General features: G+C 70.0%; 20 protein-coding genes. 13 read left to right on the top strand and 7 right to left on the bottom strand.

The features are described 5' to 3' along the window. The first annotated feature begins 323 nt into the window (after positions 1 to 323). The 5 genes from hrpA (at position 324) to GPZ80_RS25840 (ending at position 10,316) form a co-directional block, all read left to right on the top strand. The gene (gene hrpA / locus GPZ80_RS25820) at positions 324 to 4,232 is read left to right on the top strand and encodes an ATP-dependent RNA helicase HrpA (RefSeq protein WP_187223688.1); all 3,909 of its coding nucleotides are present in this window, start codon (positions 324 to 326) and stop codon (positions 4,230 to 4,232) included. A 124-nt stretch (positions 4,233 to 4,356) separates the two neighbouring features. Beyond that, positions 4,357 to 6,429 carry a CHAT domain-containing protein gene (locus GPZ80_RS25825; protein WP_312880578.1) on the top strand — a complete coding sequence of 691 codons (2,073 nt, stop codon included), beginning with the start codon at positions 4,357 to 4,359 and terminating at the stop codon, positions 6,427 to 6,429. Next, complete coding sequence (locus tag GPZ80_RS25830; RefSeq protein ID WP_246477488.1) at positions 6,426 to 7,862, top strand: nSTAND1 domain-containing NTPase; 1,437 nt, start codon at positions 6,426 to 6,428, stop codon at positions 7,860 to 7,862. Before GPZ80_RS25825 ends, GPZ80_RS25830 begins: the two co-directional genes overlap by 4 nt. 334 nt (positions 7,863 to 8,196) lie before the next feature. Then, complete coding sequence (locus GPZ80_RS25835) at positions 8,197 to 9,543, top strand: hypothetical protein (RefSeq protein ID WP_187223689.1); 1,347 nt, start codon at positions 8,197 to 8,199, stop codon at positions 9,541 to 9,543. Beyond that, positions 9,540 to 10,316, top strand: coding sequence for an enoyl-CoA hydratase/isomerase family protein (locus tag GPZ80_RS25840; RefSeq protein ID WP_187223690.1), 777 nt, complete (start codon positions 9,540 to 9,542; stop codon positions 10,314 to 10,316). The genes GPZ80_RS25835 and GPZ80_RS25840 overlap by 4 nt, the downstream gene beginning before the upstream one ends. A gap of 81 nt (positions 10,317 to 10,397) precedes the next feature. On the opposite strand, the gene GPZ80_RS25845 is transcribed toward GPZ80_RS25840, so the two are convergent. Beyond that, a complete protein-coding gene (locus tag GPZ80_RS25845) occupies positions 10,398 to 11,309 on the bottom strand; it encodes an anti-sigma factor RsbA family regulatory protein (protein ID WP_187223691.1) in 912 nt (303 codons plus the stop codon). Positions 11,310 to 11,492: 183 nt separating this feature from the next. Between GPZ80_RS25845 and GPZ80_RS25850 the strand changes: the two genes are divergently transcribed. Next, positions 11,493 to 12,197: a flavodoxin family protein gene (locus tag GPZ80_RS25850; RefSeq protein WP_187223692.1), complete on the top strand. Its 705-nt coding sequence runs from the start codon at positions 11,493 to 11,495 to the stop codon at positions 12,195 to 12,197. An 87-nt stretch (positions 12,198 to 12,284) separates the two neighbouring features. Beyond that, a complete protein-coding gene (locus tag GPZ80_RS25855; protein ID WP_187223693.1) occupies positions 12,285 to 13,079 on the top strand; it encodes an ion transporter in 795 nt (264 codons plus the stop codon). On the opposite strand, the gene GPZ80_RS25860 is transcribed toward GPZ80_RS25855, so the two are convergent. Next, positions 13,073 to 13,330, bottom strand: coding sequence for a hypothetical protein (locus GPZ80_RS25860; protein ID WP_187223694.1), 258 nt, complete (start codon positions 13,328 to 13,330; stop codon positions 13,073 to 13,075). The genes GPZ80_RS25855 and GPZ80_RS25860 overlap by 7 nt on opposite strands. Continuing rightward, on the bottom strand, positions 13,327 to 14,514 hold the full coding sequence (locus tag GPZ80_RS25865) for a S8 family peptidase (protein ID WP_187223695.1): 1,188 nt from the start codon (positions 14,512 to 14,514) through the stop codon (positions 13,327 to 13,329). Before GPZ80_RS25865 ends, GPZ80_RS25860 begins: the two co-directional genes overlap by 4 nt. Positions 14,515 to 14,665: 151 nt before the next feature. Between GPZ80_RS25865 and mshC the strand changes: the two genes are divergently transcribed. Further along, complete coding sequence (gene mshC / locus GPZ80_RS25870; protein ID WP_187223696.1) at positions 14,666 to 15,904, top strand: cysteine--1-D-myo-inosityl 2-amino-2-deoxy-alpha-D-glucopyranoside ligase; 1,239 nt, start codon at positions 14,666 to 14,668, stop codon at positions 15,902 to 15,904. 446 nt (positions 15,905 to 16,350) lie between these two features. Here mshC and GPZ80_RS25875 read toward each other — a convergent pair whose 3' ends face one another. Then, positions 16,351 to 17,487, bottom strand: a complete 1,137-nt coding sequence (locus tag GPZ80_RS25875) for an MFS transporter (protein ID WP_187223697.1) — start codon at positions 17,485 to 17,487, stop codon at positions 16,351 to 16,353. A 217-nt stretch (positions 17,488 to 17,704) separates the two neighbouring features. Further along, complete coding sequence (locus GPZ80_RS25880; protein WP_187223698.1) at positions 17,705 to 18,607, bottom strand: PAC2 family protein; 903 nt, start codon at positions 18,605 to 18,607, stop codon at positions 17,705 to 17,707. A 73-nt stretch (positions 18,608 to 18,680) separates the two neighbouring features. Between GPZ80_RS25880 and metH the strand changes: the two genes are divergently transcribed. Both metH and GPZ80_RS25890 read left to right on the top strand, forming a co-directional pair. Further along, positions 18,681 to 22,232 carry a methionine synthase gene (gene metH / locus GPZ80_RS25885; RefSeq protein WP_187223699.1) on the top strand — a complete coding sequence of 1,184 codons (3,552 nt, stop codon included), beginning with the start codon at positions 18,681 to 18,683 and terminating at the stop codon, positions 22,230 to 22,232. Positions 22,233 to 22,267: 35 nt separating this feature from the next. After that, positions 22,268 to 22,957 carry an HAD family hydrolase gene (locus GPZ80_RS25890; RefSeq protein WP_187223700.1) on the top strand — a complete coding sequence of 230 codons (690 nt, stop codon included), beginning with the start codon at positions 22,268 to 22,270 and terminating at the stop codon, positions 22,955 to 22,957. On the opposite strand, the gene GPZ80_RS25895 is transcribed toward GPZ80_RS25890, so the two are convergent. Continuing rightward, complete coding sequence (locus tag GPZ80_RS25895) at positions 22,949 to 23,521, bottom strand: TetR/AcrR family transcriptional regulator (RefSeq protein ID WP_187223701.1); 573 nt, start codon at positions 23,519 to 23,521, stop codon at positions 22,949 to 22,951. The two genes, GPZ80_RS25890 and GPZ80_RS25895, sit on opposite strands and share 9 nt — an antisense overlap. Before the next feature lie 63 nt (positions 23,522 to 23,584). Between GPZ80_RS25895 and GPZ80_RS25900 the strand changes: the two genes are divergently transcribed. Genes GPZ80_RS25900 through hisG form a run of 3 tightly spaced genes read left to right on the top strand, consistent with a single transcriptional unit; the run spans position 23,585 to position 25,212 of the window. Continuing rightward, on the top strand, positions 23,585 to 24,007 hold the full coding sequence (locus GPZ80_RS25900) for a DUF3995 domain-containing protein (protein ID WP_187223702.1): 423 nt from the start codon (positions 23,585 to 23,587) through the stop codon (positions 24,005 to 24,007). 53 nt (positions 24,008 to 24,060) lie between these two features. Continuing rightward, the gene (locus GPZ80_RS25905) at positions 24,061 to 24,324 is read left to right on the top strand and encodes a phosphoribosyl-ATP diphosphatase (RefSeq protein WP_091370230.1); all 264 of its coding nucleotides are present in this window, start codon (positions 24,061 to 24,063) and stop codon (positions 24,322 to 24,324) included. A 42-nt stretch (positions 24,325 to 24,366) separates the two neighbouring features. Continuing rightward, positions 24,367 to 25,212, top strand: a complete 846-nt coding sequence (gene hisG, locus GPZ80_RS25910) for an ATP phosphoribosyltransferase (RefSeq protein ID WP_187223704.1) — start codon at positions 24,367 to 24,369, stop codon at positions 25,210 to 25,212. On the opposite strand, the gene GPZ80_RS25915 is transcribed toward hisG, so the two are convergent. Then, positions 25,209 to 25,979 (bottom strand): thioesterase family protein, encoded by a 771-nt coding sequence (locus GPZ80_RS25915; protein WP_187223705.1) that lies wholly within the window; start codon positions 25,977 to 25,979, stop codon positions 25,209 to 25,211. The two genes, hisG and GPZ80_RS25915, sit on opposite strands and share 4 nt — an antisense overlap. Between the last annotated feature and the right edge of the window lie 47 nt (positions 25,980 to 26,026).

Here is a 26,026-nt window from a genome sequence, read left to right on the forward strand (position 1 = left end):
GCCGCGTCCCCAACCTCACGGGTCAGTACACCTAGACGTTGTATCCGGCCTGGACGTCGACGGCGATGTCCGGGTTCATGGACAACAGGTCGCCGGGTGCGCGACGAAGGTGAGCGTCGTGGTGGCCGCCGCCTGCGCGGCCGTCCTCGCTGCCGGAACTGTCAGCATGCCGATGGTCGACAGCGCGGCGGCCGCCAATCCGAGATGGGTACGGGAAATTCGCGATTTCACCCTCGCCATCGAACCAGTCGGGCCGGGTCCGGCGGGGGCGTTCGGATAACCGGGTGAAACCCGCTCGCGCCATTGCCTAGGCTTGTGTCTCGATGACCACCGCCGTTTCTCTCTCCGACCTGCGTGAGCGCCTGCCCGAGCTGATGGTGCGCGACCAGCACCGACTGGGGCGCAGGCTCGACGGGCTCCGCGGCATGCGCGACGAGAAGAAGCGCCAGGCGCTGTTGGCCAAGGTCGGCGCGGAGATCGAGACCGCCGCGCGGCGGGTGGTGGCGCGGCGGGCTTCGGTGCCGAAGCTGAAATATCCCGAGGAACTGCCGATCAGCCGGCGGCGGGCCGACATCCTCGAAGCCATCCGGGACCACCAGGTCGTGATCGTCGCCGGCGAGACCGGGTCCGGCAAGACGACGCAGCTGCCCAAGATCTGCCTCGAGCTAGGCCGCGGTATCACCGGCATGGTCGGTCACACCCAGCCCCGCAGGCTCGCCGCGCGCACCGTGGCCGAGCGGGTCGCCGAGGAGGTGGGGACGCCGCTGGGGGAGAGCATCGGCTGGAAGGTCCGGTTCACCGACCAGGTCGGCGAGCGCACCCTGGTCAAGGTCATGACCGACGGCATCCTGCTGGCCGAGATCCAGAACGACCGGAACCTCAGCCAGTACGACACCCTGATCATCGACGAAGCGCACGAGCGCAGCCTCAACATCGACTTCCTGCTGGGCTATCTCTCCCGGCTGCTGCCCAAGCGCCCCGATCTCAAGGTGATCATCACCTCGGCGACGATCGACCCGGAGCGGTTCTCCCGGCACTTCGGCGACGCCCCGATCATCGAGGTCTCCGGCCGCACCTTCCCGGTCGAGGTCCGCTACCGCCCGCTGGTCGACCCCGAGGACCCCGACGCCGACCCGGACCGCGACCAGACCCAGGGCATCCTCGACGCCGTCGACGAGCTGTGCGCGGAGGGCCCGGGCGACATCCTGGTGTTCCTCTCCGGCGAGCGGGAGATCCGCGACACCGCCGACGCGCTGGCCGCCAGGAACCTGCGCGACACCGAGATCCTCCCGCTCTACGCCCGGCTGTCGAGCGCCGAGCAGCACCGGGTGTTCCAGCAGCACTCCAACCGCCGGGTGGTGCTCGCGACCAACGTCGCGGAGACCTCCCTGACCGTGCCGGGCATCAAGTACGTCGTCGACCCGGGCACCGCCCGCATCTCCCGCTACAGCAACCGGCTCAAGGTGCAGCGGCTGCCGATCGAGCCGGTGTCGCAGGCCTCGGCGAACCAGCGCAAGGGCCGCTGCGGCCGCACCAGCGACGGCATCTGCGTCCGCCTGTTCAGCGAGGACGACTTTCTCGCCCGCCCGGAGTTCACCGATCCGGAGATCCTGCGCACCAACCTGGCCTCGGTCATCCTGCAGATGAGCGCGGCCGACCTTGGCGAGATGGCGGACTTCCCGTTCATCGAGCCGCCGGACAAGCGCCACATCGCCGACGGTGTCAACCTGCTGCACGAACTCGGCGCGATCAACCCGACCGAGACCGACACCCGCAAGAAGCTGACCCCGCTGGGCCGCAAGCTCGCCCAGCTCCCGGTCGATCCGCGGCTGGCCCGCATGGTGATCGAGGCGGACAAGGCGGGCTGTGTCAGCGAGGTCATGGTCATCGCCGCCGCGCTGTCCATTCAGGACCCGCGCGAGCGTCCACAGGAGAAGCAGCAGGCCGCGCAGCAGATGCATGCCCGTTTCGCCGACCCGGACTCCGACTTCATGACTTACCTCGCGCTGTGGGACTACCTGCGCGAGCAGCAGAAGGACATGTCGGGCAACCGGTTCCGCAGGCTGTGCAAGGCGGAGTTCCTGAACTACCTGCGGGTGCGCGAGTGGCAGGACATCCACAGCCAGCTGCGCCAGGTCGTGCGCCAGCTTGGCATCACGCCGAACGACACCAGGGCCGAGCCGCGCAACGTCCACATGGCACTGTTGTCAGGTCTGTTGTCCCACATCGGTTTCCGCGACCCGGCGGCGAAGGACGGCAAGGACTACGTCGGCGCGCGCAACGCCCGCTTCGCGATCTTCCCCGGTTCGACGCTGGCGAAGAAGCCGCCGCGCTGGGTGATGGCCGCCGAGCTGGTGGAGACCTCCCGGCTGTGGGGCCGTATCGCGGCGCGCATCGAGCCGGAGTGGGTCGAGCCGATGGCCGAGCACCTCGTGAAGCGCACCTACAGCGAGCCGCACTGGGAAGCCAAGCAGGGCTCGGTCGTGGCGATGGAGAAGGTCACTCTGTTCGGGCTGCCGATCGTGGTGTCCCGCAAGGTCCAGTACGGCCGGATCGACCCGGAGATGTCGCGGGACCTGTTCATCCGCAACGCCCTGGTCGAGGGCGACTGGCAGACCCGGCACCACTTCTTCCACGACAACCGCAAGCTGCTCGCCGAGGTGGAGGAGCTCGAACACCGGGCCCGCCGCCGCGACATCATGGTGGACGAGGAGACGCTGTTCGCCTTCTACGACCAGCGAATCCCCGCCGAGGTCGTCTCCGGACGGCACTTCGACACCTGGTGGAAGAAGACCCGGCACGAGCAGCCGGACCTGCTGAACTACTCGAAGTCCATGCTGGTCAACGATTCGGCCAAGGACATCAACGAGCAGGACTTCCCGGACACGCTGCGGCAGCACGGCCTCGCGCTCCCACTGACCTACCGCTTCGAGCCGGGCCGCAACGACGACGGTGTCACCGCGAAGGTTCCGATCGCGGTCCTCAACCAGCTCCATGGCGACGGCTTCTCCTTGCAGGTCCCGGGTCTGCGCGAGGAGATCGTGACCGCGCTGATCCGGTCGCTGCCCAAGCCGCTGCGCCGCAACTTCGTCCCCGTCCCGGACTTCGCCAAGGCCGTCGTCGCCCGCCTCGGCGCCGAGGAGGAGTCGCTGCCCGAGGCGGTGGGCCGCGAGCTGCGCAAGCTGACCGGGGTGGTCATTCCCCGTGACGCCTGGCAGATCGACGCCGTCCCCGCGCACCTGCGGACCACGTTCCAGGTCGTCGACGGCGAGAAGACTCTCGCCACGGGCAAAGACCTCATCGCCTTGAAGGACCAGCTCAAGTCCAAGCTTCGCCAGTCCCTCGCGGCCGCGTCGGTCGACCTGGAGCGGCGCGGGCTGACCGCCTGGACGATCGGCACCCTGCCCAAGGTCCAGCGCACCGAGCAGAACGGCCTGGTCGTCACCGCCTACCCGGCGCTGGTCGACGAGGGCGACACCGTCGCGGTGCGGATGCTCGACACCGAGACCGACCAGCGGCACGCGATGTGGCTGGGCACCCGGCGGCTGGTGCTGCTGGGCGTGCCCTCGCCGGTCAAGCAGGTCGTGCGCACCCTGTCCAACCAGGCGAAACTCGCCCTGTCGCACAACCCGCACGGCGGCGTCCCTGCCCTGCTCGCCGACTGCGTCGACTGCGCCGCCGACCACCTGATCGCCTCCGGCGGCGGCCCGGCCTGGGACGTGGCGGGCTTCGAGAAGCTGCGCGAGCACGTCCGCGTCGGCCTGATCGGCGCCACCCTCGACGTGCTCGACGCGGCCCGCAAGGTCGTCATGGCCTGGACCGACGTGCGGGCCCGGCTGGACCGCACGTCCGGCCCGATCTTCGTCGAGGCCCTGGCCGACATCCGCGAGCAGCTCAACGGGCTGATCTACCCCGGCTTCATCACCGCCACCGGACTGTCCCGGTTGTCCGATGTGGAGCGCTACCTGCGGGGGATCGAACGCAGGCTGGACAAGCTTCCCGAGCGCCCGGACCGCGATACCTCCTGGATGCATCAGGTTCAGGACCTCGAAGACGCCTACCACGAGGCGCTCAACCAGCTCCGCCCCGCGGCCCGCGACTCCGCTAAGGCGCGCGAGGTGCAGTGGATGATCGAGGAACTGCGGGTCAGCTACTTCGCGCAGATGCTCGGCACCGCGGGCCCCATTTCCGACAAACGCGTTCTCAAGGCCGTCCAGCAGCTCATCCCATAGCGGCTGACCGGCCAAAACACACTCCGTCGGCCTCTTGTGCATTCACCACAAGAGGGTGAATCTGAAGAACGCGTATCTGGAGCCTTGGTCCGCGCCTCTGCCATGTAGGACGGAGGTGACCGGCGTGGCGGGCGAATATGCCGACCTCGAATTCGGCCTGGTGTACGACACGGAGCAGGACGCGTTCGACGTGAGCCTGCGGTACACCGGCGTGGACACAGTGGACTGGCCGGAGCACCCGGCCGATCTGCTGCGGATCGACCTGCCCGGGCTCGCCGACCTGATCGACGACGACGACGCCTACGCCGAGGCGCTGACCCGGATGGTCTTCGGGAACACCGAGATCGCCCGCTTCTACGAGAAGGCGATGGCCGCCGCGCACACCGCGGCGGTGCACGTCCGGTTGCACGTGGACGGTCCGTCGAGATTCCACTCGGTCCGGTGGGAGCTGCTGCGGGACCCGATGTCGAACCACCCGATCGCCACCGACTCGACCGTGCTGTTCTCCCGGTACCTGTCCAGCGCCGACTGGCGCCCGATCCCGGTGCGCAAGGCGAGCGAGCAGGTCGCGCTCGTCGTGGTGGCCGCGCCGGACGACGTGGGGGAGTACGCCCCGGGCGGGCGCGAACTCGCGCCGGTCGACCTGATCGGCGAACGCGACCGGGCCCGCGACGCGCTCAAGGGGTACCGCACCGAGGTCATCGGCGGGGGCGGCACCGCGACCCTGGCCGCGATCACCGCCCGCCTGCAGGACCGAGACGACCCGATCGACGTGCTCTACCTGGTCGCCCACGGCGCCCTCACCGAGGACGTGCCGCTGCTGTTCCTCGAGGCCGCCGACGGCAGGGCCGACCCGGTCGACGCGCGCAGGCTCGTCGAGGCGTTCCAGCACCTGGAGACCAAGCCGATGCTGGCGGTCCTCATGTCGTGCCGCTCGGCGGGCGCCGGGACCGCGTCCGACGACGGTGGCGCCCTCGCGGGGCTCGGGCCACGCCTGGCGGGCGCCGGGATCGCCGCGGTCATCGCGATGCAGGGCGATGTCACCATCACCACCGCGCAGACCTTCGCGCAGAAGTTCTTCGCCGAGTTCGCCGACGACGGCGTGGTCGACCGGGCCGTCGCCATCGCCCGGGCCGCGGTCCGGGACCGGCCCGACTGGTGGGTGCCGGTGCTGTTCTCCCGGCTGCGATCCGGGCGCACCTACTACCGCACCGAGGTCGGCGGCGAGACGTGGAGTTCGCTGGCGCTGATGATGCGCACCGGCCGGTTCACCCCGGTCCTGGGTCCGGGGTTCGCCGACGGCATCGTCGGGTCGCGGGTGGAGATCGCCCGCCGCTGGGCGCGCCGCTGGCAGATGCCGATCGCGCCGTCCGGGAAGGGCAACTTCGCCCAGGTCGCCCAGTACCTGCGGGTCGGCCGCTCACCCGGCGAGGTCCGCGCCTTCCTCATGGACTACCTGATGAGCGACCTGCGCGAGAAGCGCCGCCGGGCGGGCAAGCACGACCTGATCGCCGAGGTCCCGCAGCACCTCCTCGAAGGCAACGACCCCGAGCCGGTGATCCTGGAACTCGGCAGGCTGCTGCGCGAGCGCGACCCGGACGAGCCCTACCGGGCGGCCGCGGCGCTGCCCGTGAAGGTCTACGTCACCACCGGGTGGACCGACCTGCTGCAGCAGGCGCTGCGGGCGAACGAGCAGCCCAAGGACCCGGTCACGCTGTGCTTCCCGTGGAACGACACGGTCGAGCAGGTCGACCCGCACACGCTGGAACCGCCGACCGTCGCGAAGCCGTGGGTCTACCACCTGTTCGGCAGGCTCGACAATCCCGACTCCGTCGTGCTGACCGAGGACGACCACTTCGAGTGGCTCACCGCGTGGATCGAGCAGCGGCCGTCGATCCCACCCGCGGTGTCGGCGTCGCTGATGAAGAACTCCCTGATGTTCCTGGGATACCGGCTCGACGACTGGGACTTCCGGGTGGTGTTCCAGGGGATCAAGAGCTTCGGCGGCAGCTCCCGGCTGCGCGCCAACACCCACGTCGGAGTCCAGGTGCGCCCGGAGAGCCAGACCATCGAACCCGAGGCCGCGCAGCGGTACCTGGAGTCGTACTTCGGAGAGGACCGGGTCAGCCTGTTCTGGTCGGCCACCAAGGACTTCCTCCGCGAGCTGCGCGCCAACGCCGGGGACGGCGGGCCATGAGCGCCGACACCGCGCCGATCGTGCTGCCCGCCGAGAACCCGTACGTCGGGCCGCGCGCGTTCCGCCGCGACGAGCACCTGCCCAACCGTCAGCACGTGGCCCGCGAACTCGCCGACCTGGTCATCGCCGAGCGGATCGTGCTGCTGCACGCGCCGTCCGGCGCGGGCAAGACGTCGCTGATCCAGGCCGCCGTCGCGCGGATGCTGCGCTCCGACGGCTTCCTGCCGACCACGCCCGCGCGGGTCGACAAACCGGCTCCCGCGCGCGGCAATCGGTATGTGCACAGCATCGGCGTGGACCTGCTCGGCGCGGAGACACCAGGGCTTGACGACCTCACCGTCGGGGAGATCGTCGAGCGCCTGGAGCCGCCGCTGCTCGAGGGCACCGCCCGCGTGCTGGTGATCGACCAGCTCGAGGAGATCCTCACCCTGGACCCGACCGACCGCGACGCCACGGAGGAGTTCTTCCGCCAGCTCGGCGCGGCGCTATCGGACGGCACGCTGTTCGCGCTGTTGGCGGTGCGCGAGGACTACATGGGCGGACTGGACCGGTATCTGCGGTTCCTGCCCGGCAGGCTGCGGGCCCGGTTCCGGCTCGACTTCCTCGACCACGACGAAGCGCTCGCAGCCGTGCGCAGGCCCGCCGCCGAGCAACGGGTGTCCTTTGTGGATGGCGCGGCGGAGAAGCTGGTCGACCGGCTCGCCCGGGCCAGGGTCGACCGCCCGGACGGGTCCGACCACTGGCTGCGATCCCCTTATGTGGAGCCGTTTCAGCTGCAGGTCGTGTGCCGCACGCTGTGGCGGATCACCGCCGCGCAGTGCGAGAACTTCGACGAGATCGGCATGGGTGACGTCGAGCGCGTCGACATCGACCGGGCGCTGAGCCGCTACTACGGCAACGCCTTGGCGGAGCTGGAACGCGAACTGGGGGTCGACCAGCGGGCGGTGCGTGAGTGGTTCGAGGACGAGCTGATCACCGCCCGCAGGTTCCGGGCGCAGACGACCGACCCGCCGGTGCCGGGTGAGCTCGGGGTGCGGGTACTCGACGCCTTGGAGGACGCGTACCTGATCCGCGCGGACACCCGTGCGGGCACGACGTGGTACGAACTGGCGCACGACCGGCTGATCACCGCGGTCATCGACGCGAACCAGGCGTGGCGGCACGCCACCCTCGAGCCCTGGCAGGTGGCGGCTTACGACTGGCACCGCAACCACCGGCAGAGCGCGTTCCTGCTCACCGGCGACGCCCTGAGGCTGGCCCCGCGGCCCGCGGCGACCGGGTTGGCCGACGTGGAACGTGAGTTCCTGCTCCGCTCGTTCGACGAGGCCGGGCTGGCGAGCGCGCGTGGCGCCACCAGCCGACTCGCGCTGCTGGCCGCGGCCGAGGCGGTGGTGATCGTGGTGCTCACGGTGCTGCTGGTGGTGCTGACTTGACACCCTCCCCCCAGCCCGAGCGGGGGATTCCGACAGCGACTACCGCAGGAGGGGGAGGTCACGTTGAGGTTCACGGTTCTCGGGCCCACCCGACGGTGGGCCTCCCCGTGCGGTCACAGCATGCGTGGTCCCGCGGCGCCTGCTGCCGCACGATCGCCGAACCGGAGGCCAACCACGGGCTCGCCCCACGCGCCTCGGTCGACTGCCGAGCCTGCTCGACCAACCTGGGCGCTCCGACTGAGTCCGACATGTCAGCGCATATCCCGGCCGTGCCGGCGCACCGGTTCCCAATTCCGCCTCGGCATGAACGCCTGCAAATCGACGGGAGATCCAGATGACCGAGCTGCCGGTCAACGGCGTCGACGCGGACACCGGCGGGTACATGTTCGCGCCGGAGACCGTCGAGGACTTGGCGGCACTCGCCCGCGGCGAGAGCCCACCGGAGCGGCACGTCCGCGCGTTGCGCAAGCGCGACCAGGCGCGGGAGCCGACGTTCGGCACCCAGTACGGGTTCGACCCGCAGGACCTGGCGTCGGTCGGCTGGGCGGTGGTCACCACCCCGGCGAGCCCGGCGCTCGACGCGCTGCGGCCGCTGCTGGACCTGCGCCGCACCCAGGCGGGCGCACTCTACCGGGAGCTGGTCGTGGAACCAGGGGAGGACGACGCCGCGTTCCTGCGCCGCTACGGCGCCGGTCCCGGTCCCGCCGAGCCCACGAGGGTGCCGTACTACCTGCTCCTGGCGGGCGACCCGGCGGAGCTGCCGTTCAGCCTGCAGTACCAACTCGACGTGCAGTACGCGGTGGGCAGGCTGCACTTCGACACCCTCGACGACTACGCCCGCTACGCCGCGGCCGCTGTGGCGGCCGAAGGGGCGGCCCTCGACTCGCCGGGCATCCACCTTTTCGGCGTTCGGAATCCCGACGACCGGGCCACCACGCTGAGCACGTCGAAGCTGATCGAGCCGCTGCGCGCGGAACTGACCGGGCACGGCGTCACCGTGGGGGTCGACGTCGCGGAGCAGGCCACCAAGGCCCGGCTGTCGACGCTGCTCGCGGAGCCGCACGCGGCCCGGGTGCTGTTCACCGCCTCGCACGGCATCGGCTCGGCCAAGCCGGAGATGCGTGAGATCCAGGGCGCCCTGCTCTGTCAGGACTGGCCCGGCCCGATGGCGGCGATACCGTTGACCGCAGACCAGTACTTCGCCGGCGCCGACGTCACCGGGACGCCGACACCGGACGTCGTGTTCTCCTTCGCCTGCTACGGCGCCGGGACGCCCGGCGCCGCGGACTTCCCCCGCGGGCACGACGCGGGTCAGGCGTTCGTCGCACGGCTGCCGCAGCGGCTGCTGGCGGCCGGGGTGCTCGGGTTCGTCGGGCACGTGGACCGGGTGTGGAGCTGCTCGTTCCTGTGGAAGGGCGTCGACCCGCAGATCGGCACCATGGCCAGCACCCTGCGCGCACTCCTGGCAGGCCGGCGTCTCGGCGCGGCCATGGAATACCTCAACCAGCGCTATGCGGCTATCGCGACCGAACTGGTCACCCGTCTCGACGCCCTGCGCAGACTCGGCCGCAAGATCGACGACGAGACCCTGGCCGCGCTCTGGACGGCCAACAACGACGCGCGGAATTACATTGTTCTCGGAGACCCGGCGGTCCGGCTGGGTGCCGGGAAGGGGCCATGATCACCGTCGAAGCGCACGGCGACCTAGCTGTCCTGCGGCTCGACCACGGCAAGGTCAACGCACTCGACCTGCAACTGTGCGAGGCCATCAGCCGCACCGTCAGCAGTCTGGTGGCCGACGGCCTGATCATCACCGGCGCGGGCCAGGCCTTCAGCGCGGGCGTAGACCTGCGCCGCGTCGTGGAGGGCGGCGCGAACTACGTCGCCGATTTCCTGCCCGCACTCAGCAAGGCGTTCTTGGCCATCTTCGACTGCCCCCGCCCAGTCATCGCCGCCGTCGGCGGGGCAGCGATAGCCGGAGGATGCGTCATCGCCGCCGCAGCCGACTACCGGATCATGTCAGCCGGCCGGATAGGGCTCACCGAACTGCTGGTCGGCGTCCCGTTCCCGGTGGCGGCACTGGAAATCATCCGCCACGCCGTCGGCCACCACGCCCAACGCCTGATCAACACCGGCGCGGTGCTCGATGCCCAGACCGCGCTGTCGGTGGGCTTGATCGATGAGGTGGTGAGCCCGGACGACCTCCTCGACCGGGCTCTGACCCGCGCGACGGCCCTGTCCCGAATTCCGCCCGCCGCTTTCGCCCTGACAAAGCGACAGCTGCATCGTCCCGCCCGAAGCCGAATCGAGGCGGCCAGGGGAGTGGACGACCCGAAGGTGACGGCATTGTGGCAGTCACCCAAGGCGCTTTCGAATATCGCCGACTATTTGGAGACGCTGCGCCAGTCGCGAGTTCAGCACTCGGGCGGCCGCTGGATCCGCCGCGCCGATTGATCTGCCCAACCCACCCCTATCGCAAAAGGGGCGGAACAGGACAGGCACCACAAGATCAAGCCAGCCCGGCAGCCCAAGCCCTCAAACGCGTGACTTCGCCATGTGCAACCGCACAACAGTCCCCACAGCCGTAGACCGGATCCGAACCAGATCACAAAGCTGATTCGCCAGCCACACCCCACGCCCACCAGGCACCGAAGGCGTCGGCACGATCCGTCCCACCAGCGGGTCCGTGATCTGCCCGCCGTCGCTGACCTCGCACACCACGGCGTCCTGTTCGTCCCACACCCGCAGCGTCCCGCGTTCGCCGCCATGGCAGATGCTGTTCGTGACGATCTCGTTCGTCGCCAGCGTCAGGTCCAACGCCCGGGCACGCGGCAGCCCGAAGCCGCTGGCTCGGATGGTGACCAGATCCCGCAGCTCCGGCAGGTCGTCGAGGTTGAAGTGGGCGACGTCGGAGACCGTCTCGGGGGCGGGGAGTTCGGCGGCGAACTCGGTGTCGGCGAGTTTCGGGTCGAACCGGTCGCTCTGCCTGCGCAGGGCGCCCTCGACGAGGACCGGGTGGCTGTGTTCGGCGTCGGCCAGGAACGCCGGGTGGGTGGGGCACAGCAGGCGCAGGTCGGTGTTCTCGAAAGCGATGTTGACCAGTGCCTCGTGCAGCCGGGTCTCCGCGGTCTCCTCTTCGGTGCGGCCCGGCCAGGTGTGCTCGGTGACCGCCCGCGCGGGCCGGTTGCCCGCCTGGTCGATCAGGGCGCGCAGGGTCGGGATGATGCGGGCCGGGTTGCGCCCGACCTCGGTCATGTCGAGGAACCGCACGCGGTCGGCGTCGCCGTCGAGGGCGTCTCGCAGGGCTTCGATCGCACCCGGTCGGACCAGCGCGAACACCACCTCACCCGCGGCGACCCCGGCGCGCAGGAAGGCGCTGGTGCCTTCGAGGTAGCCGGCCTCATCGCGGTACACGAGTGCCTCGTGTGCGAAACCGGGTGCGGTCATTCGGTTGTCACGTCCTCCGGGCCGGTTCATGCGGGGCGTTGTCCTGTCTCCCAGGACGCGACGGGCGCACGCGAGTTGCCCGTCCCGCCAGGCACTGCGAAAGGGTACTCGCGGGAAGCTCGAGCGGCGAGGCATGGCACCGGCCGCGACACTGAGGCGTCGACGTGAAGGAGAGAGACACCGGTGACGGACTTCGACGGCCTGCGCGCCCTGTACATCAACTGCACTCTCAAGCGGTCACCCGAGCTGAGCCACACCCAGGGCCTGGTCGACGCCAGCGCCGGGATCATGTCCACCAACGGGGTGACGGTCGACCAGTTCCGGGCGGTCGACCACGACATCGCCACCGGGGTCTACCCGGACATGACCGAGCACGGCTGGGAGAGCGACGAGTGGCCCGCGCTCACTGAGCGGGTGATGGCCGCCGACATCCTGGTCATCGCCGGGCCGATCTGGCTCGGTGACAACAGCTCGGTCACCAAACGGGTGATCGAGCGCCTCTACGCCCTCTCCGGTGTCCTCAACGACGTGGGCCAGTACGCCTACTACGGGCGGGTCGCAGGCGCTCTGATCACCGGCAACGAGGACGGGATCAAGCACTGTTCGCAGAACATCCTCTACAGCCTGCAGCACATCGGCTACGCGATCCCGCCGCAGGCCGACGCGGGCTGGATCGGCGAGGCGGGGCCTGGACCCTCCTATTTGGACAAGGGGTCGGGTGGCCCGGAGAACGACTTCACCAACCGCAACACCACCTTCATGACGTGGAACCTCATGCACCTGGCCCGGATGCTCCGTGACGCGGGTGGCTTCCCCGCGCAGGGCAACCAGCGCACCAAGTGGGACGCGGGCGCCCGCTTCGACTTCCACAACCCGGAGTACCGCTAGTGGCTCGTCGAGACCCGGTCAACGTTCCCGGGCGGGCCACTAGGACCTAGGTGGTCAGCTCCCGTCCGCCATGACATGTTTATCTCCATGGTCATCTCACTGGCGGCGTCGCCCAAGAAGCATCGGGTCAGTCCGGACGACTGGCTGATGCTGCTGCTGGCACTGTTCGCCGTCGGCCTGCTGACCTACCGGACGTTCTGGAAGCCCGCCCCCGACGTCGCCACCCTGATCACCCGGATCGATTGGGCGCTGTGCGGGGTGTTCGCCGTGGAGTTCGTCTGGCGGTGGCGGTCAGCGGGCTTCACCCGGCGTTTCCTGCGGCTGAACTGGTACGACGTGATCGGCATGATCCCGGTCTCGCACCTGGCGTTCCGCGTGTTCCGGTTGCTGCGGGTGTGGCGGATCGCGGTGATCCTGACCCGGCTGCACATGCCGGTGGACCGCTCGGTCAGCGAGGAACTGGCCCACCGGGCCATGGGGCGTTTCGGCGGCCTGCTCATCGACGTGGTGAAGAAACCGCTCACCGTCGCCGTGCTCGAAGAGGTCGTCTCCGTCCTGCGCACCGGGCACTACGCCCGCAACGTCGCGGGGGCGCTGGAGGAGAACCGGGTGGAGATCCGGGAGATGGTGCTGGAGAAGCTCAAGCACGACCGGCAGGTCGGCAGGCTGCGGGTGCTGCCGTTCCACGACGAGATCGTCGGCTCGGTCACCGACGCCACCCTGCGGGTTGTCTTGGAGATGCTCGCCGACCCGCGCACTGACGAGCTGATCTCCGACATGCTGCGCGAGAACATCGAGCAGATCCGGCAGGCCGTCCGCGCGGGTGCCCACAAGGACCTGCCCGAGTTCGCCCCCGCGGACGCCCCAAAGCGCGCCTACTGAAGGTCCTCGTCCGGGTCGGGGATCTGGAACGCCGCGATCTGCGCCTCTACGAAGTCGACACCGGGCACGCCCTGCACGGCGTCGAGGGATTCGGGCGGCACCGAGCCGGTGATGGTGCCCACCGGCGCGATGACCTCCTCGACTTCCATCCCGGCCTGGCGTAGCTCGGCGACGACCTCGTCGACCCGGGACAGGCCCGCGTCGTCGAGGGTCACCATCACCCGCTCGAGCGGTTCATCGATATCGTTCATGGCGCCTGCACCAACCCCGATCCCACGTCGGTCGACGGCAATGGCAGCCTACGCGCGATCTGCGAGAGCCGCGCCCACAGTTCCCACGCCCGCGCCCCGGTCGCCTGCGCGATGAGCGCCGCGATGCCCGCGACGTGCGGGGTGGCCATGCTGGTGCCGCTGATCCTGTTGTGCCCCAGCGGAGCGGGCCACGACGAGTAGACGTCCACGCCCGGTCCGACGATGTCGACCTGGCCGATCTCGTCGACCGTGCCGCACGAGAACCACGCCATCGCCATGTTCACGTCCACCGCGCCGACCGCCATGATCGACGGGCAGTTCGCCGGGTGCCCGACCGGGTTGATCCGGCCGTTCTGCCGCCGCGACTCGTTGCCCGCGGCCGCGATGATCAGCGTGCCCTGGGCCATCGCGCGGTTGGCGGCGCTCTCGTAGGTGCGGGAGTACGGGTCGCCCGGGCGCGTGGCCGCGCCCAGCGACATCGACACGATCGGGCAGCCGTTGGTGATCGCCCATGCGATGCCGGCGAGGATGCCGCCGTCGGTGCCGGACCCGCGGTTGCTCAGCACCTTGCCCGCGAAGATCTCCGACTTGTAGGCCATGCCGTAGCCGGGCTTCTGCGCCGGGTCGCGTGGGCCGCAGGCGGTGCCGATGCAGTGCGTGCCGTGACCGTGGCCGTCCTGCACGTCCTCGCCCTGGATGAACGAGCTGGTCGTGACCGAGCGCCCGGCGAAGTCGGGATGGTTGACGTCAAAACCGGTGTCCAGCACGGCCACCCGGATGCCCTCGCCGGTCGCCTGGCTCAGCTGCGCGCGCACCGCCTGCATGCCCCAGGTGAACTGGCTCTCGTCGACAGCGAGTGGCTCGTCGGCGGGCAGTGCGCTGATCGCGTACACCCGCCGCTCGGGCTCCACCAGCGACAGCGGGCCCGGCTCGTGCACCGCGCGGTCCAGCGCGGCCAGTTGGTCTGGGTCGGCGTTGACGACGGCGATGCCGAGTTCGCGCAGCACCAGCCCGTCGGTGTCCTGGAAGTCGACTTCCGCGTCCTCGGTGTCGGCGTTGCTGGCGGCGCGGATTCCCGCCACGTCGCCCATCTGGCGCGTCCCCGCGTCGACCGCGTGGTCCTCCATCAGCACCAGATAGCGCCCGGTCGTCCCGCCATGTTGTGTGTCCTGCGGCTCCGTCATGGTTGCGGCCCCTCTCCCAGCGTGCTCCCACCTGCTTATGTGATCGGCCCACTACCAGGATATGTAACGGAGGTCACACAATTGGTCGCATGGGCCGCCCACACACTGAATTCACCCGGTCGCCGAAGTAGGTGCGATTAATGTCGGAGTCATGCAGACCTGGCAATCCCATCCGGTGCCGCGGGTGCCCGGCACGCCGCGCCCGCTTCGGCTCCATGACACCAGCGCGGGCGAGATCCGCCTGACCACCCCGGGGCCGACCGCGACCATGTACGTCTGCGGGATCACCCCGTACGACGCCACGCACCTCGGGCACGCGGCGACCTACCTCGCGTTCGACCTGGTCCACCGCGTGTGGCTGGACAACGGCCACCAGGTGCACTACGTCCAGAACGTCACCGACATCGACGACCCGCTACTGGAGCGCGCCGAACGTGACCAGGACGACTGGGTCGTGCTGGGGATGCGGGAGACGGCGCTGTTCCGCGAGGACATGACCGCGCTGCGGGTGCTGCCGCCGCGCGAGTACATCGGGGCCGTCGAGTCCATCCCCGAGGTCGTCGAGGCCGTGGCCAAGCTCCTCGCCAACGGCGCCGCCTACCACGCCGACGACCCGGAGTATCCGGACATCTACTTCGACCACCAGTCCAGCGGCCAGTTCGGCGCGGAGTCCCGCTACGACGAGGCCACCATGGCCAAGTACTTCGCCGAACGCGGCGGCGACCCGGACCGCAAGGGCAAGCGCCACCCCCTGGACGCCCTCCTGTGGCGCGTCGCCCGTCCCGGCGAGCCGAGCTGGGACAGCGAACTGGGCGCAGGCAGGCCCGGCTGGCACATCGAGTGCAGCGCCATCGCCCTCAACCGCCTGGGCATGGGTTTCGACCTGCAGGGCGGCGGGTCGGACCTGATCTTCCCCCACCACGAGTTCAGCGCGGCCCACGCGGAGGGCCTGACCGGCAGGCATCCCTTCGCCCAGCACTACGCCCACGCCGCGATGATCGGCCTGGACGGGGAGAAGATGTCGAAGTCCCGCGGGAACTTGGTGTTCGTCTCCAGACTGCGCGCCGACAACGTCGACATGATGGCGGTGCGGCTGGGCCTGCTCTCCGGCCACTACCGCGAAGACCGCACCTGGACCCAGAACGTCCTCGACGAGGCCATCGCCCGCATGTCCCGCTGGCGGGAGGCGGTCAACGCGGCCACGAGCGTCGACGTGGCCCCCCTGATCGCCGAAATCCGCGAACACCTGTCCAACGACCTGGACACCCCCGCCGCGATCGCCGCGATCGACGCGTGGGCGGAGCGGACCCGACTGGGCGAGGGTACCGAGGACAACGCCCCCGCCGAGGCGAAGACCGCGATCGACGCCCTACTGGGAATCGCACTCTGACCGTGGCGGGCCCACCCCGCGTGGGCCCGCCACGCCTCGCCACCGGCTGCTACGAACGAGCCCCCCGAGCATCTCAAACACCCCCGAATCGAAGGGGCCGATCCCGAACGGGCACCACCAGCGGAAGCCGGCGCGGACAAGGGCCTACGACCAGGTCATATGAAGCGCCCGCTCGAAGTTCACATACCCAGCCCGCTCAAACGCCCGAGCCATCGGAACATTCCACACATCGGTAGCAGCCCGGGCCCGCGGCACCCCACTCTCCGCGAGTACTCGGTCGCCGCGCAGCGCGACCCACATCCACTCGGGCCCGCGCCTGGCCCGCCGCGAGGTCGTCGGCCAGTTCGTGGTCGAACAAGCAAGTAGGCCAGGCCGAGGAAAAGGTCCAGTTCACCGGCGCCGACGAGCGGCCGGAAAGGCCAGGTCATGCGGGATCAACAATTCCCCTAAAGAGTGTTTCGGTGAGCCTGATGTGGGCGGCGCATCGCGACCGGAACCACGAGCACCAGCAGCGCGGCCGGGATGGCGAACCCCGCGACCGGATCGGCCTGGTAGATCGGGGTGAACGCGGGCGGGGCCGCCGCGCCGCCGAAGAAGCGGAACGCAAGCACCACCGACAGCGCGCCCGCCCGGTTCGGCCCGGGGTCTGACAGGATCAGGGTGTTGAGTCCCACCTGGACGAACTGGGTCGTCATCCCGGCCAGCGCCCACACGGCCGCCATCATGGGGATCCACGGCACCACCCCGACCAGCACCACCGGCACCGCGCCCGCCGCCGCCCCGAGCGCGATCGCCCGCCGTGGCCCGAGCCGGTCGATCGACCGCCCCACCGCGTGCGCGCTGAGCAGCCCGAACACCCCGAAACCGGTCAACAGCGCGCCACGCTGCGCGGCGCCCAGGCCGAACTCGTCCACCGCCCGCAGCGCCACCATGAACGCCATCCCGCCCAGGCACGCCCAGCCCACGAGCGCCACCGCGGCGGGCCGCAGAACGTCCGCCCGCCACACCGACCGCAGCCGGTGCGACTCACCGGACGGTCCGCGTAGCGACGACGGCAGCCCCACCACCGCCAACACCCCCGCGGTGGCCCCGACCACGACGAACGCCCACGCCCAGTCCACTTCGGCCGCCAGCCCGCCGAGCAGCGGCGCGCTTGTCGTCCCTGCCGCCTGCAGCGCGCCGAACAGCCCGAGCGCCCGCCCGAGCCGCGCGCGGGGCGTGACCTCGCCGATGGCGGCGAGCAGCAGGGGAGTGGTGAACGCGTTGGCCCCGCCCTGGACCGCCCGCGCCACCAGGAAGAGCTCGAACGACCCGGCGAACACGCAGGCCGCGGAAGCGACCACATAGACCAGGTAGGCGACCCGCACACTGCGGCAGGCGCCCCACCGGGCGCCGAGCGTCCCGGAGAACAGCATCAGCGCCGCGAACGGGATGAGGTAGGCGGTGAGCGAGAGGGAGGCGGTGTGGTCGGCCACCCCGAACTCGCGCCCCAGCTCGGGGAACATCGCGGTCGGCACCGCTCCCGCGAACGGACCGAGAAAGCCGCCCGCGTAGAGCGCCGCCGCGCGCACTCGTCCGGTCACCGTGAGCCGCCGGCCTTTCCGACGCGAACCCGCACCCCATCGGCGACGCAGCGAGGACGGCCCGTTTTGTCCGATATGGAGCGATGGAGTCGGCCGAGGTCGGCTGCTTTGCGACCACTTGGCGTGCCCGGAACGCCTTTGGTGCCCACGGATCCCGCCTGACCGTCCCAGGCGCGGCGGACCCCAATCGGTCCGCCGCCACCCGGCCCGCGAGGGGTCACACCCCGGTCGGCCCAGGCCCCGAGCTGCCTCGTCCCGAACCGCCCGGCCTGCGCCTGCGCAGGTAGCGCTCGAACTCCGCGGCGATCGCGTCGCCGCTGGTCTCGTTCAGGGTGTTCTCGGCGTCGCCGCGTTCCTCCAGCGCCCGGACGTAGTTGCGGACGTCCTCGTCCTCCTCGGCCATCTCGCTGACGGTCCGCTGCCACTCCTCGGCCTGCTCCGGCAGCGTGCCCAGAGGCACCTCCACGTCGAGGACCTCCTCGACCCGGTGCAGCAGCGCCAGCGTGGCCTTGGGCGAGGGCGGCTGCGACACGTAGTGCGGAACCGCCGCCCAGATCGAGATCGCGGGCACTCCCACCTGCACACACGCGTCCTGCAACACCCCGACGATGCCGGTCGGGCCCTCGTAGCGAGACCGTTCGAGGCCGAACTGGGCGGCCGAGTTGGCGTCGTAGGCCGTGCCGGTCACGGGGACCGGCCGGGTGTGCGGTGTGTCGGCGAGGAGCGCGCCGAGGGTCACCACGGTGCTCACCCCGAGGTCGTCGACGTGCTGCAGCAGCTCGGCGCAGAACTTGCGCCAGCGCATGTTCGGCTCGATGCCGTGCACGAGCACCACGTCCCGGTTGGACCCCGGCGGACGGCACACGTACAGGCGTGTCGTCGGCCATTCCACCCGACGAGTGACCCCTTCCACCATGCGGACTGTGGGTCTCGTCACCTGGAAATCGTAGTAGTCGTCCGGGTCGATCTCGAGCAGCGGCGTCGCGTCCCAAGTGAGCTGCAAATGCTCGATTGCCGTGCTGGCGGCGTCTCCCGCGTCATTCCAGCCCTCGAACGCCGCCACCATTACGGGGTCGACGAGGTCCTGCGGCTCGACCTTGGGCTCTGCGTCGGCAGTCATGTGCGGGTCCGGATCTGTCACTGCGCAAGACTACGACCCTGTGCGGGTGGACGGAGATCGTAGGCTGGTCGACATGCCGGATAGCGTCGTGTCGCCCTTCATCGCAGCCCTCAACGACCGTGTCCTCGTCGCTGACGGGGCCATGGGCACAATGCTGCAAGGTGTCGACCTCACACTTGATGATTTCGCGGGTCTCGAGGGCTGCAACGAGATCTTGAACGTGACCCGACCCGACGTGGTGCGCCAGGTGCACCGCGAGTACTTCGAGGCGGGGTCCGACGCCGTCGAGACCAACACGTTCGGGGCGAATCTCGCGAACCTCGCCGAGTACGACATCCCAGAGAGGATCTTCGAGCTCTCCGAGTCGGGCGCGCGCCTGGCCCGTGAGGTCGCGGACGAGTTCAGCACCCCCGAGCTCCCCCGGTTCGTCCTGGGTTCGGTCGGCCCCGGCACCAAGCTCCCCACGCTCGGCCACGCTCCCTATGCGACCCTGCGCGACGCGTACCAGGAGCAGGTGCGGGGCATGCTGGTCGGCGGGATCGACGCCGTCATCGTGGAGACCTCGCAGGACCTGCTGCAGACCAAGGCGTCGATCATCGGCGCCAAGCGCGCCATGGCCGCTGAGGGCCGGATCGTCCCGATCATCACCCAGGTCACCGTCGAGACCACCGGCACCATGCTGCTCGGCACGGAGATCGGCGCGGCGCTCACCGCGCTGGAGCCCCTGGGCATCGACCTGATCGGCCTGAACTGCGCCACCGGGCCCGCGGAGATGAGCGAGCACCTGCGGACGCTGTCCAAGCACGCCCGCATCCCGCTGTCGGTGATGCCCAACGCCGGCCTGCCCGAGCTGGGCCCGAACGGCGCGGTGTACCCGCTCAACCCCGACGAACTCGCGGTGGCGCTGAGCGCGTTCGTCACCGACTTCGGCACCCGGCTCGTGGGCGGCTGTTGCGGCACGACCGGTGAGCACATCCGCCAGGTCGTCGCCGCCGTGCGCGACCTGACCCCCGCCGCGCGCAAGCCCCGCCCCGAGCCGGGCGTGTCCTCGCTCTACCAGGCCGTGCCGTTCCAACAGGACGCGTCGGTCCTGGTCATCGGCGAGCGAACCAACGCCAACGGGTCGAAGGCGTTCCGCGAGGCCATGCTCAACGGCAAGTTCGACGACTGCATCGAGATCGCCCGCGCCCAGACCCGCGACGGCGCGCACATGCTCGACCTGTGCGTCGACTACGTCGGCCGCGACGGCGCCGTCGACATGGCCGAGCTGGCCGGCAGGCTGGCCACCGCGTCGACGCTGCCGATCATGCTCGACTCCACCGAGCCCGAGGTCGTCCGCGCGGGCCTGGAGCGCCTGGGCGGCCGCTGTGCGGTCAACTCGGTCAACTTCGAGGACGGCGACGGCCCCACGTCGCGCTACTACCGGATGATGGAGCTGGTGCGCGAGCACGGCGCCGCCGTCGTCGTCATGTGCATCGACGAGGAGGGCCAGGCCCGCACCGCCACGGACAAGGTCCGCATCGCCGCGCGCACGATCGACGCCCTGGTCGACGACTGGGGCATGCGGGTCGGCGACATCATCGTGGACTGCCTGACCTTCCCGATCACCACAGGGCAGGAGGAGGTCCGCAAGGACGCGATCGAGACGATCGAGGCCATCCGCCAGCTCAAGCAGCGCTACCCAGAGGTCAAGACCACTCTCGGCGTGTCCAATGTGTCCTTCGGGCTCAACGCGGCCGCCCGGCAGGTCCTCAACAGCGTGTTCCTGCACGAGTGCGTGCAGGCGGGCCTCGACACCGCGATCGTGCACGCGTCGAAGATCGTCCCGATGGCCCGCATCCCCGACGAGCGTCGGGCCGTGGCGCTGGACCTGGTCTATGACCGCCGCCGCGAGGGCTACGACCCGCTGCAGAAGCTGATGGAGCTCTTCGAGGGCGCCACCGTGGCCTCCTCGAAGGCCACCCGCGCCCAGGAACTCGCGGCGCTGCCGCTGTTCGAGCGGCTGGAGCGGCGCATCGTCGACGGCGAGCGCAAGGGCCTCGGCGCCGACCTGGACGAGGCCCTCAAGGAGCGGCCCGCCCTGCAGATCATCAACGACACCCTGCTGGCCGGGATGAAGACCGTCGGCGAGCTGTTCGGGTCCGGGCAGATGCAGCTGCCGTTCGTGCTGCAGTCCGCGGAGGTGATGAAGGCCGCCGTGGCGCACCTCGAGCCGCACATGGAGAAGTCCGACGACGACGGCAAGGGCCGGATCGTGCTCGCCACGGTCAAGGGCGACGTGCACGACATCGGCAAGAACCTCGTCGACATCATCTTGTCCAACAACGGCTACGACGTGGTGAACCTGGGTATCAAGCAGCCCATCACCACCATCCTCGACGCCGCCGAGGAACACCGCGCCGATGTCATCGGCATGTCCGGGCTGCTCGTCAAATCCACGGTGATCATGAAGGAGAACCTGGAGGAGATGAACTCCCGCAACGTCGCCGCCAAGTGGCCGGTGATGCTCGGCGGGGCGGCGCTGACCCGCGCCTACGTGGAGAACGACCTCACCGACATGTACCTCGGCGACGTCCGCTACGCCCGCGACGCGTTCGAGGGCCTGCGGCTGATGGACGCGATCATGGCCGCGAAGCGGGGCGAGTCGCCGCTGGTCGACGAGGACATGAAGGCCAAGGCCGCCGAGCGGCGGGCCCGCCGCGAGCGGTCCCTGCGCATCGCGGAAGCCCGCAAGGCGCGCGAAGATGCTGCGGCCGAGTCCGAGGTTCTTCCCGCGCGGTCCGATGTGTCCACTGACGTTCCTGTTCCCGCGCCGCCGTTCTGGGGCAACCGGATCATCAAGGGCGTCCCGGTGGCGGACTACTCCGCGATGCTCGACGAGCGCGCGACCTTCATGGGCCAGTGGGGCCTCAAGGGTGTGCGCGGCGGCGCGGGGCCGTCCTATGAGGAACTGGTGGAGACCGAGGGTCGTCCGCGGCTGCGCTACTGGCTCGACCGTCTCGCCACCGAGGGCGTGCTGGCGCACGCGGCCGTGGTCTACGGCTACTTCCCGTGCGTGTCCGAGGGCGACGACCTGGTGATCCTCGCCGAGCCGAGCGTCGACGCGCCGGAGCGCACCCGGTTCACCTTCCCGCGCCAGCGCAAGGAGCGCAGGCTCTGCCTGGCCGACTTCTTCCGCCCGCGCGAGTCCGGTGTGGTCGACGTCGTCGGGTTCAGCCTGGTGACGATGGGCCAGCCCATCGCGGACTTCGCCAACGAGCTGTTCACCGCGAACGCCTACCGTGACTACCTGGAAGTCCACGGCCTGGGTGTGCAGCTCGCGGAGGCTCTCGCCGAGTACTGGCACCGCCGCATCCGCGAGGAGCTGACCTTCGCGGGCGGCAAGGCCGTCGCCGACGAGGACCCGGCCGACATCATCGACTACTTCTCCCTGGGCTACCGCGGCGCTCGGTTCTCGCTGGGCTACGGCGCCTGCCCGAACCTGGAGGACCGCGCGAAGATCGTCGACCTGCTCGACCCGGAGCGGATCGGCGTGAAGCTGTCGGAGGAGTTCCAACTCCACCCGGAGCAGTCGACCGACGCCATCGTGCTGCACCACCCGGAAGCCAAGTACTTCAACACCTGATAGGGGAGCTGGTGATCAGCCCGTCCGGTTGTGAAATGGACTCAGTGGAATCGGACGGCCTGCCCGCCGCCGTGCTCTGGGACCTCGACGGCACCTTGCTCGACTCCGAGAAGCTGTGGGACATCCCGCTCTACGAACTCGGCGAACGGCTCGGCGCGCCTCTGTCCGTCGAGACCCGGCGCGCGATGGTCGGCACGAACATCCCGACGACGATGGGCCTGCTCTTCGGCTCGGCGGGGATCTCGCCGAGCCCGGAGCAGGTTCTCGACGCTGTGGCCTATGTGGACTCACGGATGGCGGAGTTGTTCGCCACCAAGGCCACTTTCCGTCCGGGGGCGATGGAAGCGCTGCGGGCCGTGCGTGAGACCGGGCTGCCGACGGCGCTGGTCACCTCGACCGAGCGCGCGTTGGCCGAGGTCGCCCTCGACACCGTCGGCCGCGACTTCTTCGACGTGACGGTGTGCGGCGACGAGGTGGGCGGGCTCAACAAGCCGCTGCCGGACCCGTATCTGAAGGCCGCCAGGCTGCTCGGGGTGGACGCGGCGGACTGTGTGGCGATCGAGGACTCGCCCACCGGGACGGCGTCGGCGGTCGCGGCGGGCTGTCTCGTTCTCGTGGTTCCCTGTGACGTGCCGGTGGCGGCGGGGGAGCGGCGGGTCCTGCGGGACTCGCTGGTCGGGCTCGGCCCCGAGGTGCTGCGCGCCTTGGTCTCCGGGTCAGGCTGATCGGCCCGCTTCCACCAGGGTCTCGATCAGGTAGGTCAGCGCCGCGGGGTCGTCGACCGTTTCGTGGGCGACCTCCGGCGTCGCGTGGCGCAACTCCGTCCAGCCGACGTAGGCCGAGTAGGTGACCAGGGCCTGCATTCGCGCCCGCTGCCGCGGCAGGCCCGCTTCGGTGTACGCCTCGGTGAGGAAATCGATCCGGCGGGCGGTCACGCGGTTCAGGATCGGGGCCACGATCGGATCGTTCGCGTGGGCCACCAGTGCGGGTTCGAGTCCCTCGGTCGGGTCTTCGGTCAGGGCGATGCGGAACAGCGACCGCAGCCGCTCGTAGGGGTCGGCGATGTGGCGCACCTGGTCGATGACCGTCTGGGTGCCCTCCTGCTCCCACCATTCCAGCGCCGCCCTCAGCAGGTCGGCGCGGTTCTCGAAATGCCAGTAGAAGCTGCCCCGGGTCACGCCGAGCGCCGTGGCGATGGGGTCGACGGCCACCGCCGCCACGCCGCCGTTGGCCAGGGCGGCGAGGGCCGCTGTGATCCAGTCCGCACGGCCGAGTCTGGGCTTCGTCACCCCCGTACAGTACTGTACGGAACGTCCATACAGTGCTGTACGGACGACGGAGGGGAGTGGCTCATGATGGTGCTCGGAGGTCTCGCGGCGACGATGTTGGTGCTGGTGGGGGCCTTGCACGTGGTGTGGATGTTCAGCCCGTGGCCGGTGCGGACCCGCGAGGAATTCGCCAGCAAGGTGGTGGGTGTGGAGGCCGACGACCTGCCGAACCGATTCCTGACGGCGCTGGTGGCGATCGCGCTGTTCGCGGCGGCCTACCTGGTCGCCGCCCGTGCCGGACTTGTCGCAGTGGTGGGGCCGGAGTGGGGGGTGCCGGTGGGCGTCGCGATCGTCGCCGGCGTGCTCTTGCTGCGTGGGGTGGCCGGTTTCGTCACTTCCGCGCGCAAGAACACGGAGTTCGCCTACTGGGATCTGCGGGTGTACGCACCGCTCTGCGTGGTGCTCGGCGGGGCCTGTCTGGCCGTCGCGGTGGGCGCTACCGGGTGACCTCGGTCCCCTTGTTGCATGCGTCCGGCGTCGGGATGGAAGGATCGTCGCTCGTGAAGACGTTCGACGAACTGTTCGCCGAACTCAGCGAACGGGCGAAGACCCGGCCTGAGGGCTCGGGAACGGTCGCGGCGCTGGACGCCGGTGTGCACGCGCAAGGCAAGAAGGTTCTCGAAGAGGCGGGCGAGGTGTGGATCGCCGCCGAACACGAGACCGACGACGAGCTGGCGGAGGAAGTGTCGCAACTCCTCTACCGGGTGCAGGTCCTGATGATCGGCCGGGGCCTGACGCTGGAAGACGTCTACCGACATCTGTGACCGGTAGGCCGTCACCGCACCCTCGATCCCAGGAGTTCCCCCATGCTGCGCGTCGCAGTACCGAACAAAGGGGCGCTGGCTGTCGCCGCGTCCGAGATGCTCACCGAAGCGGGCTACCGGCAGCGCCACGAGTCCCGTGACCTGACCGTCATCGACCCGGCCAACGAGGTGGAGTTCTTCTTCCTCCGCCCGAAGGACATCGCGATCTACGTCGGGTCCGGCGAGCTCGACCTCGGCATCACCGGCCGCGACCTGTCGCTCGACTCGCGCGCGCCGGTGGTGGAGAAGCTCGCCCTCGGCTTCGGCGGCTCCACCTTCCGCTACGCCGCGCCCGCGGGCCGCGACTGGAAGGTCGGCGACCTCGACGGCAAGCGGCTGGCCACGTCGTACCCGAACCTGGTCGTCGACGACCTCGCCCGGCACGGCGTGACCGCCGACGTCATCCGCCTCGACGGGGCGGTCGAGATCTCCATCCAGCTCGGCCTGGCCGACGCGGTCGCCGACGTCGTCGGCTCAGGCCGCACGCTGCGCCAGCACAACCTGGTGGCCTTCGGCGACGCCATCTGCGTCTCCGAGGCCATCCTCGTGCAGCGGGCCACCGCGGAGCCCTCACCGGCCCGCGACCAGCTCGCGGCGCGGCTGCAGGGTGTCGTCTTCGCCCAGCAGTACATGATGCTCGACTACGACTGCCACCGGTCGCTGCTCGAAGCGGCCATCGAGATCACCCCCGGCCTGGAGTCGCCCACCGTGGCGCCGCTGGCCAGCGCGGACTGGGTCGCCGTGCGCGCGATGGTCCCGCGCAAGGAAGTCAACGCGATCATGGACCGGCTCGCGGCGCTGGGCGCCAAGGCGGTCCTCGCGTCCGACATCCGGGCCTGCAGGCTTTAACGGGGTTTGATCAGCAGCGCCTGAGCACCACGGGCGAGGGGGCCGCGGCGGTCGTGCATGACGGTGAAAGCCGTCCCGACGCCGTGGTCCCCGACCTCGGTGTGCGCGTCCATCCCGATCCACTCGCCCTCGGGCTGCCTGCGCAAGTGGACGGTCAGCTCGGTGTTGATGAAGTACCACCGGCGTGGGTCGAGCAGGCTTGAGACACCGTTCCCGGAGTCGGCGAGCACCAGCAGCCGCTGCAGCCCGGTGGGCTCCTCACCCTTGACCAACGCCACCCGCTGCCGCGCCCACACCGTCGCGGGCCCGGGCTCGGCCAGCGACCCACTTAGCGCCCGCATCTGCATGGCGTCGAGGTAGCCGCCTCCCCACCCCTCGGGCCTGCTCAGAGGAATGCCTTCCTCCGGTGCTTTCAGCGGTTCCCCGTCCTCGGTCCGCACCGACCCCGAGTCCGATGTGGCCATTCGCCATGCCCGCGCCCGTGCCACCACGCGACCCTCGGCGCTCAACTCGGCCGCCAGGAGTTCAACGGACTTTCCTGGCCGCTCCACGTCCGCGTGAACGTGGACAGTCGCGAGTGGAAGGGGGCCGAGGATTTCCACGGTGATCCGGGCGATCATCGACGGCTGCGCTGCGGGAAGGGCTTCCAATGCGCGCCCGAGCAGGGCGGTCGGGGGACCGAAGTGTTGGCTGTCGGGGGACCATGGGCCCGCGGTGTGCTCTGTGGACTCGAAGCTGTTGTCTGTCAGCGGTATGTAGAACGCCATCTGATCCCCCTCGGTCGTGTTCGGTTTTACCAGCCCGCTTCGCGCCT

Source organism: Actinokineospora xionganensis (assembly GCF_014323725.1).
GTDB classification, from domain to species: domain Bacteria; phylum Actinomycetota; class Actinomycetes; order Mycobacteriales; family Pseudonocardiaceae; genus Actinokineospora; species Actinokineospora xionganensis.

Coding starts and splice junctions, on each gene's coding strand:
- hrpA (WP_187223688.1), top strand. CDS start 324: ATGACCACCGCCGTTTCTCTCTCCGACCTGCGTGAGCGCCTGCCCGAG.
- GPZ80_RS25830 (WP_246477488.1), top strand. CDS start 6,426: ATGAGCGCCGACACCGCGCCGATCGTGCTGCCCGCCGAGAACCCGTAC.
- GPZ80_RS25835 (WP_187223689.1), top strand. CDS start 8,197: ATGACCGAGCTGCCGGTCAACGGCGTCGACGCGGACACCGGCGGGTAC.
- GPZ80_RS25840 (WP_187223690.1), top strand. CDS start 9,540: ATGATCACCGTCGAAGCGCACGGCGACCTAGCTGTCCTGCGGCTCGAC.
- GPZ80_RS25845 (WP_187223691.1), bottom strand. CDS start 11,309: ATGACCGCACCCGGTTTCGCACACGAGGCACTCGTGTACCGCGATGAG.
- GPZ80_RS25855 (WP_187223693.1), top strand. CDS start 12,285: ATGGTCATCTCACTGGCGGCGTCGCCCAAGAAGCATCGGGTCAGTCCG.
- GPZ80_RS25860 (WP_187223694.1), bottom strand. CDS start 13,330: ATGAACGATATCGATGAACCGCTCGAGCGGGTGATGGTGACCCTCGAC.
- GPZ80_RS25865 (WP_187223695.1), bottom strand. CDS start 14,514: ATGACGGAGCCGCAGGACACACAACATGGCGGGACGACCGGGCGCTAT.
- mshC (WP_187223696.1), top strand. CDS start 14,666: ATGCAGACCTGGCAATCCCATCCGGTGCCGCGGGTGCCCGGCACGCCG.
- GPZ80_RS25880 (WP_187223698.1), bottom strand. CDS start 18,607: ATGACTGCCGACGCAGAGCCCAAGGTCGAGCCGCAGGACCTCGTCGAC.
- metH (WP_187223699.1), top strand. CDS start 18,681: ATGCCGGATAGCGTCGTGTCGCCCTTCATCGCAGCCCTCAACGACCGT.
- GPZ80_RS25890 (WP_187223700.1), top strand. CDS start 22,268: ATGGACTCAGTGGAATCGGACGGCCTGCCCGCCGCCGTGCTCTGGGAC.
- GPZ80_RS25900 (WP_187223702.1), top strand. CDS start 23,585: ATGATGGTGCTCGGAGGTCTCGCGGCGACGATGTTGGTGCTGGTGGGG.
- hisG (WP_187223704.1), top strand. CDS start 24,367: ATGCTGCGCGTCGCAGTACCGAACAAAGGGGCGCTGGCTGTCGCCGCG.
- GPZ80_RS25915 (WP_187223705.1), bottom strand. CDS start 25,979: ATGGCGTTCTACATACCGCTGACAGACAACAGCTTCGAGTCCACAGAG.